This window comes from Streptomyces sp. NPDC005533 (genome assembly GCF_042871845.1).
Taxonomy (GTDB): Bacteria; Actinomycetota; Actinomycetes; order Streptomycetales; family Streptomycetaceae; genus Streptomyces.
Window position 1 is genome coordinate 26538 of sequence record NZ_JBIAJH010000057.1, and the last position, 6349, is coordinate 32886.

5 protein-coding genes and 1 pseudogene are annotated in these 6349 nt (G+C 72.9%); 2 read left to right on the forward strand and 4 right to left on the reverse strand.

The features are described from left to right. Positions 1–47: 47 nt before the first annotated feature. The 4 genes from ACFYP3_RS33530 to ACFYP3_RS33545 all read right to left on the reverse strand — a co-directional run bounded on the left by ACFYP3_RS33530 (position 48) and on the right by ACFYP3_RS33545 (position 4262). On the reverse strand, positions 48–563 hold the full coding sequence (locus ACFYP3_RS33530) for a hypothetical protein (protein ID WP_388841038.1): 516 nt from the start codon (positions 561–563) through the stop codon (positions 48–50). A gap of 292 nt (positions 564–855) precedes the next feature. Further along, entirely contained in the window at positions 856–1485 is a 630-nt protein-coding gene (locus ACFYP3_RS33535) for a DedA family protein (RefSeq protein WP_388841041.1), read from the reverse strand. 147 nt (positions 1486–1632) lie between these two features. After that, a complete protein-coding gene (locus ACFYP3_RS33540) occupies positions 1633–3522 on the reverse strand; it encodes an alkaline phosphatase D family protein (RefSeq protein WP_388841044.1) in 1890 nt (629 codons plus the stop codon). A gap of 95 nt (positions 3523–3617) precedes the next feature. After that, positions 3618–4262, reverse strand: coding sequence for an HNH endonuclease family protein (locus ACFYP3_RS33545; protein ID WP_388841059.1), 645 nt, complete (start codon positions 4260–4262; stop codon positions 3618–3620). Between the two features lie 633 nt (positions 4263–4895). Here ACFYP3_RS33545 and ACFYP3_RS33550 point away from each other — a divergent pair. Next, positions 4896–5477, forward strand: a complete 582-nt coding sequence (locus ACFYP3_RS33550; protein WP_388841047.1) for a TMEM165/GDT1 family protein — start codon at positions 4896–4898, stop codon at positions 5475–5477. Positions 5478–5717: 240 nt separating this feature from the next. Further along, positions 5718–6255, forward strand: a pseudogene (locus tag ACFYP3_RS33555) (DinB family protein). The last annotated feature ends 94 nt before the right edge of the window (positions 6256–6349 follow it).

The window sequence follows — 6349 nt, forward strand, 5'->3', positions numbered from 1 at the left end:
CATCCGGCCTGCCTGGCTACCGTCTATCCGCCCGACTGTCTGCCCGCCTACGCCGCCCCCGTCCCCGCGGTGCGGCGGCGCAGCACCCAGATCCCGGCGCCGAGCGCGCCCGCGGCGAGGGCGCCGCCCACGGCGACCTGCCACGGGCTCATCGAGCCGATGCTGCCGCCCGTACCGCCGCGGGCCGCGCCCGAGGCGACCTGGAGCGAGACGGTGACCCGTTCGCCGCCGGGGCCGCCGCACTCGAAGGTGACGCGGTGCGTGCCCGGGTTGGCGTCGCGGAAGACGGTGGCGCTGCCGTAGAGGTTCGTGGCCTGCGCATTGCCGGGGGTCAGCCGGACCTCGCTGAACGCGGTCGACGTGGCCCGGCCGCTCCGGGTCCCGCAGCCGTCGACATTGAGGGCGACACGGCCGCCCGGGGCGACGCTGGTGGGGGACACGCCGGCGGAGGGAGCGGCGTACGCGAACGTGACGGGAGCGGCGGCGACGACGAGGGTCGCGGCCGCGATGGCCAGCAGGCGGCGGGATGCGACGGGTGACGTGGCAGGCGGCTTGGCGGGCATGGAGAGAACTCCTCGGCTCCTCGACGGCGCGGCCAGGACACGGATGTGACGCGGATTCGGTTGCGCGCCGTGCTGTGGACGCTAGGAGCCCGGGCCGGGGGCGGCGATCGGGGCCGGGTGAACGGGTGACCCACTGCTCCACCCGAGGGACCCGACAGTCGTTTCGGGGGAGCCGGCTGTCGTCGGGCGGAGGGGAGCCGGCAGTCGTCCTGCCCGCGGACGGTCCTGCCCACGGACATCGCGGTTCGCGGACGGCGCCTCCGTCGGCGGCCGGCCGGTCCGAGGACTGCGCCTACGCGGCGGGAGCCGCCGGCGTGGGCGGGCGGCGGACGAGGAAAGCCGCCAGGGCGCCCGCGGCGAAGAGGGCGACGAGCGAGAGCGCGGTGCCGAGCCATTGCGTGCCCAGCCACTGGGTGCCGAAGTAGCCGAGGGCGACGCTGTAGCCGGCCCAGGCCATGCCGGCCAGCACCGACCAGGGGAGGAACTCCGCCACCTTGCGCTGCGTCTTGCCCGCGCCCAGGGACACCACGGAACGCCCGGCCGGCGCGAACCGCGCGATCACCACCAGAGCGCCGCCTCCGCGTGCCAGGGCCGTGCCGAGGCGCTCGTGGGCCCGGGTCAGCCGACGGGAGCGGGCGATGGCGCGGTCCAGGCGGGCTCCCCCGCGCCGGCCCAGCCGGTAGGCGGCCATGTCACCCAGCACCGAGGCCGTCGTCGCGATGACCAGCAGCAGCAGGATGTCCGGCACCTGAGCGGGCACGGGCACCGGTCCGGCCGCACCGGCGGCGGCGGCGGCCGCCGCCGCGGTGATCACCAGCACCCCGCTCGGCAGCACCGGAAGGAAGACGTCGAGCACGACGGACACCGCCACCAGGGCGTAGATCCATGGGCTCGCGGTCAGCGACCCCAGCGTCTCAAGCAAAACGGGACTCCCCAGTCCGGTTGACGTGCTGCGGCATGAAGCGCCGCGACGTCGCGGGGGAGCGGCAGGAGCGGCTTGACAGCCATACAGCGTACGCCCGGCTCCCGTCCCCCGGGAGCCCGGGGCGGTAGCCACACCGCTGCCGCGTCAACTACGCCACCAACGCGGTCCGCTGCCCGAGCAGCCCTCACCGCCGCGACCCCGCCGGCCTCCGCAATCCGGCAGCTCCGAGCGTCCCGAGTCCGCCAGGTCTCCCGGTCCCGCTGCACCGGTACGCCGGCCGTCCCGCCGCTCCCGTACTCCGGTACTCCGGCCCTGCCGTACTCCGGCTGCCTCGTCTCCGGCTACTTCGGCGCTCCCGCTCCTCCGGCGCTCCCGCTCCTCCGGCGCCGTGAGGTCCCGGTCCAGGACCGTCACCAGCCGGGCGCCCTCGCGCTTCTTCCGCGCCTGGTCCAGCCGCAGCCGCGCCGACCGCCCCGACAGCGCCAGCGTCATCAGCTGGTTGCCGAACCACGGCCCAGCTGTACGCCGCCAGTTCAGCGGCGGCCGTCCCGTCCGCCCGTGCAGTGAGAAGCCGCGCCCCAGCCACCGGCCCGTCCGCGACCAGCCCAGCCGGAATCCCCACTTCACCGCCGTATGGATGGAATTGTGAACCGGCGAGCACGTCAGCTGGAACACCCGCGCGGTACTCGGTATTCGAGGCTCGGCCACATACGCGTGATGCACGTCCCCCGAGAGCACGCAGACCGTCGCCGGGGCCCGCGGGCCCGTGCCCACCTCCTCGATCAGGTCGGTCAGCGCCGCGAACGACGCCGGGAACGCCGCCCAGTGCTCCAGGTCGCTGCGCCGGCGCAGATCCTCCCCGATGCGCGCCCACCGCGGCCCCCGCTCCCCACGGCACAGCGCGGCGTTCCACGTCTCGGCATCGTGGATCAGCGGCGGCATCAGCCAGGGCAGCGAGGACCCGATCAGCAGATGGTCGTAACCCCCGTGCCCGGCGAGGGCGTTCTCCCGGAGCCACTGCTGCTCCGTCGGATCGAGCATCGCCCGCCCGTCCTCGGCCAGCACCCGCGCGGCCCGGGTGTCCACCATCAGCAGCCGGGTCCGGCCGAAGTCCCGCCGGTAGCTCCAGCGCACCGTGCTCGGATCGGCGTCCGCCGCGGACGCGAAGGCCCGCAGCACGTCCGTACCGTCGGGGGTGTCCCGGACCGCTCCGTACAGCTCGTCCGCCGCCAGCTCGGCCGGCGAGAGGTTCCCCAGGTGCTGGTACACCCAGTACGACATCAGCCCGCTGAGCACGCGCTCCCGCCACCACGGCGTGGCCCGCATCTCCGCCAGCCACGCCGCGCTGGTGTTCCAGTCGTCGATCACGTCGTGGTCGTCGAATATGTGCAGGCTCGGCACGGTCGACAGCAGCCAGCGGATCTCCGGGTCGAGCCACGACTCGTAGTAGAGCCGCGTGTACTCCTCGTAGTCCGCGACCTGGGCGCCGGGCGCTTCCCGCAGATCCCGGCGGGCCGCGAGCCACTGCCGGGTCTCCTTGGACAGTGCGTCGGCGTACACCTGGTCGCCGAGCAGCAGCAGGACGTCCGGACGCACTGCCTCCGGGTCCGCCGCCAGCCGCGCCGCGAGGGTGTCGAGGGCGTCCGCGCCGTGCGGCCCGTGCTTGCCGGCGGGCGGCGCGGCCTGCCGACAGGAGCCGAAGGTGACGCGCAGCCCGGGGGCGGCACGGCCGGGGCCGGCCACCGCGGGGGTGGTGATCGTGCTCGGCGGGAAGCCGCTGTCGGGCAGGGGCCAGACCGGCCGGTCGTCGAGCAGCACCTCATACGCCGTGGTCGCGCCCGGGGTCAGACCCGTCACCGGCACCAGCGCGTAGTGGTGACCGGCTATCTGGAAGGTGCGCGCACTGCCACCCGCCCCGCCGGCGCACCGCACCTCGGCCGTGCACGGGCGGTCCGCCTCGACCCATATGGTGGCCGACCCGCCCGTGTCCCAGTCGACGTGGCGCAGCAACGGCCCCAGACGCAGTCCGGCCATGCAACTCCCCCTCCTCCGTATCCCCTTCGATCACGGTACGACGGGGAGGGGGAGCCACGCCTCCCCCTGGCGGGGGATAGATCGGCGGACTCGGGTCAGCAGCCGTTGAGGATGTTGACCAGGGCCGTCTTCTCACCCGAGTCCATGCTCAGGCCCCAGTACTGCTTCACCTGGACCCACATCCGTGCGTACGTGCAACGGTAGGCCGTCCGCGGGGGCAGCCACTTGCCGGGGTCGAGGTCGCCCTTGGCCTGGTTGACGTTGTCGGTGACCGCGATGAGCTGCGGGCGGGTGCGGTCGTTGGCGAACTGCTGGCGCGTGCTGGTGGTCCAGGAGTTGGCACCGGAACGCCAGGCCTCGGCGAGCGGGACGACGTGGTCGATGTCGAGGTCGGCGGCGGCGGTCCAGGTGGCTCCGTCGTACTCGGAGTACCAGCTTCCGCTCACCGCGGCGCAGGCCGAGTCCTGGACGACGTTGACGCCGTCCCGCTTGAGGACGGTCTCGCGGGTGTTGCAGGTGCCGGAGACGGTGCTCCAGTGCGGGAAGAGGTCGCGGCTGTAGCCGCTGGTGGACCCTTCGGCCTTCGGCGTGACCGTGGCCAGGTACGCGCGGGCGGCCGAGGCGCTGATGGGGGTGGGCGGGGCGGCCTGGGCGGTCGGGGCGTTGAGGAGGGAGGTGAGCGCGGCGAGGGCTGCCGCTGACGCGAGCACGCCAATTCGACGCGCGTAGACGTTGGGTATGAGTGCCATGAGGGGCTCCCTGGGTGCGGGGGGTGTGGCCGTGCGGCCCCGGCGGGGCGTGGCCATGCTGACGGCGCCGGGTTTCGAGGGGATGGGCGCCAGGTGACAGCGTGGCGACATGAGCACGTCACATCAAGTCGTGCAAGGGGCCGAATTTAAATGGAAGTTGAGATTCCGTGCCTGAGGTGGGGGGAGGCGGGACGGCGCAGGGAAGGGGGCGGGGGCGGGCGGCGATGGGGTACGGGTGGGGCGGAAGTGCAGCAGAGGTGCAGCAGGGGCGGGGCAGGGGAGGGCCGGGGGCGGGGCAGGAGTGGGGCAGGGGAGGGGCGAGGCGGGACCAAAGGCCTATTTCGGCCGACCGTGCGCTTCGCGTAGTCTGTCCGGTGCAGAAGGGGAGTAGCTCTTCGCCGGACCGTCGACATACTGCTGGGTCACCCCAGCCGGCGCCCGGAGGCAGGCCGCGTACAGCGGCCGGCCAGCGAGACCTTCGGCCGCAGTGTCCTGTCCATGCGTGGGCGCGTTCCGTACGCACATACGCACACCAGGGCGCCGCCGAGCCGAAGCGACCCCTGAAACACCCCAGGTCTCTCGGTACCGATGGCGTCCTGCCCGACCGATTGAGGTTCCACCCCCGTGTTCAGCTTCAGCATCACGGCGATCGCCTTCGGCGTCGTCTTCCTTGCCGAACTCCCCGACAAGACGGCCCTCGCCGGCCTGATGCTCGGCACGCGCTACCGCGCCTCCTACGTCTTCGCGGGAGTCGCCGCCGCCTTCGCCGTACACGTCGCCCTCGCGATCGCCGCCGGCAGCGTGCTCACCCTGCTCCCGCACCGCCTCGTCCAGGCCGTCGTCGGCATCCTCTTCCTGCTGGGTGCGGCCATGCTGCTCCTGAAGAAGGACGACGGGGAGGAGACGGTCAAGCCGCCCGCCGACCAGTCCTTCTGGAAGGTCTCGGGAGCCGGCTTCATGCTGATCCTGGTGGCGGAATTCGGTGACCTGACCCAGATCATGACCGCCAACCTCGCCGCTCGCTACGACGACCCCGTCTCCGTCGGTATCGGCGCCGTACTGGCCCTGTGGGCGGTCGCGGGCATCGGCATCCTGGGCGGGCGCACGCTGATGAAGTACGTGCCGCTGCGACTCATCACGAAGATCGCGGCCGCGGTGATGGCGGCGCTGGCCGTCTTCTCGCTGTACGAGGCGATCGCGGGCTGACGCCGGTGGGCGGGGCGGGGTGGGGCGGGTCGCAGGTGGGGGTGGGATATCTCGTTGCGGGAAGTGTGTGTACGGGTCACGCTCAGGTGCGTGACTGACACCTCCGCCCCCACGGGCCCCTCCGTCCCCGCGGGCCGCTCTGCACCCGCGGACCTCTCCGTCCCCGCGGGCCCGTCCAGCCAGCCTGCGGCTCCTGGTGTACCAACGTCCTCCTCGGAGCGTCGGTTCGGATGGTCCAACATGTTCGTCCACCCCGACGAGGACACCCGCGCCGACGGAGGGTTCCAGGGCGAACGGGCCGTGCTCGCCGGCTACCTGCGCGATCAGCGGCTGACCTTGGAGCTCAAGTGCGCGGGCCTCGACGCGGAGGCCCGCGCGCCGCTCGGTGGAACCGTCCAACCTGTCCCTGCTGGGTCTCGTACGCCACCTCGCGGGCGTCGAGCAGTACTGGTTCCGGCAGGTCATGGCGGGCCAGGACGTACGCCGCCACTACCGCTCTGAGGAGGAACCCGCGGGCGAGTTCACCGGCGCGGTGGCCGACCCCGCGGTGGTCGCGGACGCGTGGGCGACCTGGCGAGCCGAAGTCGCCTTCGCGGAACAACTCGTCGCGCAGACCCCCAGCCTGGACGTCACGGGCGACGCGGGAGGCGCGGGAGGCGCGGGCGACGAGCCGATGGAGCTCCGCGAGGTCCTGGTCCACATGATCGAGGAGTACGCCCGCCACAACGGCCACGCGGACTTCCTACGGGAACGCATCGACGGGCGAGTCGGCCAGTAGGGGGGGGTGTCTCTATGTCCTTCGTCAAGGATGTGGTGCCGGGTATGGGGCTGTTTGGGATGGTCACGCGGCGAGGGTGATGGTGGGGGTTCTG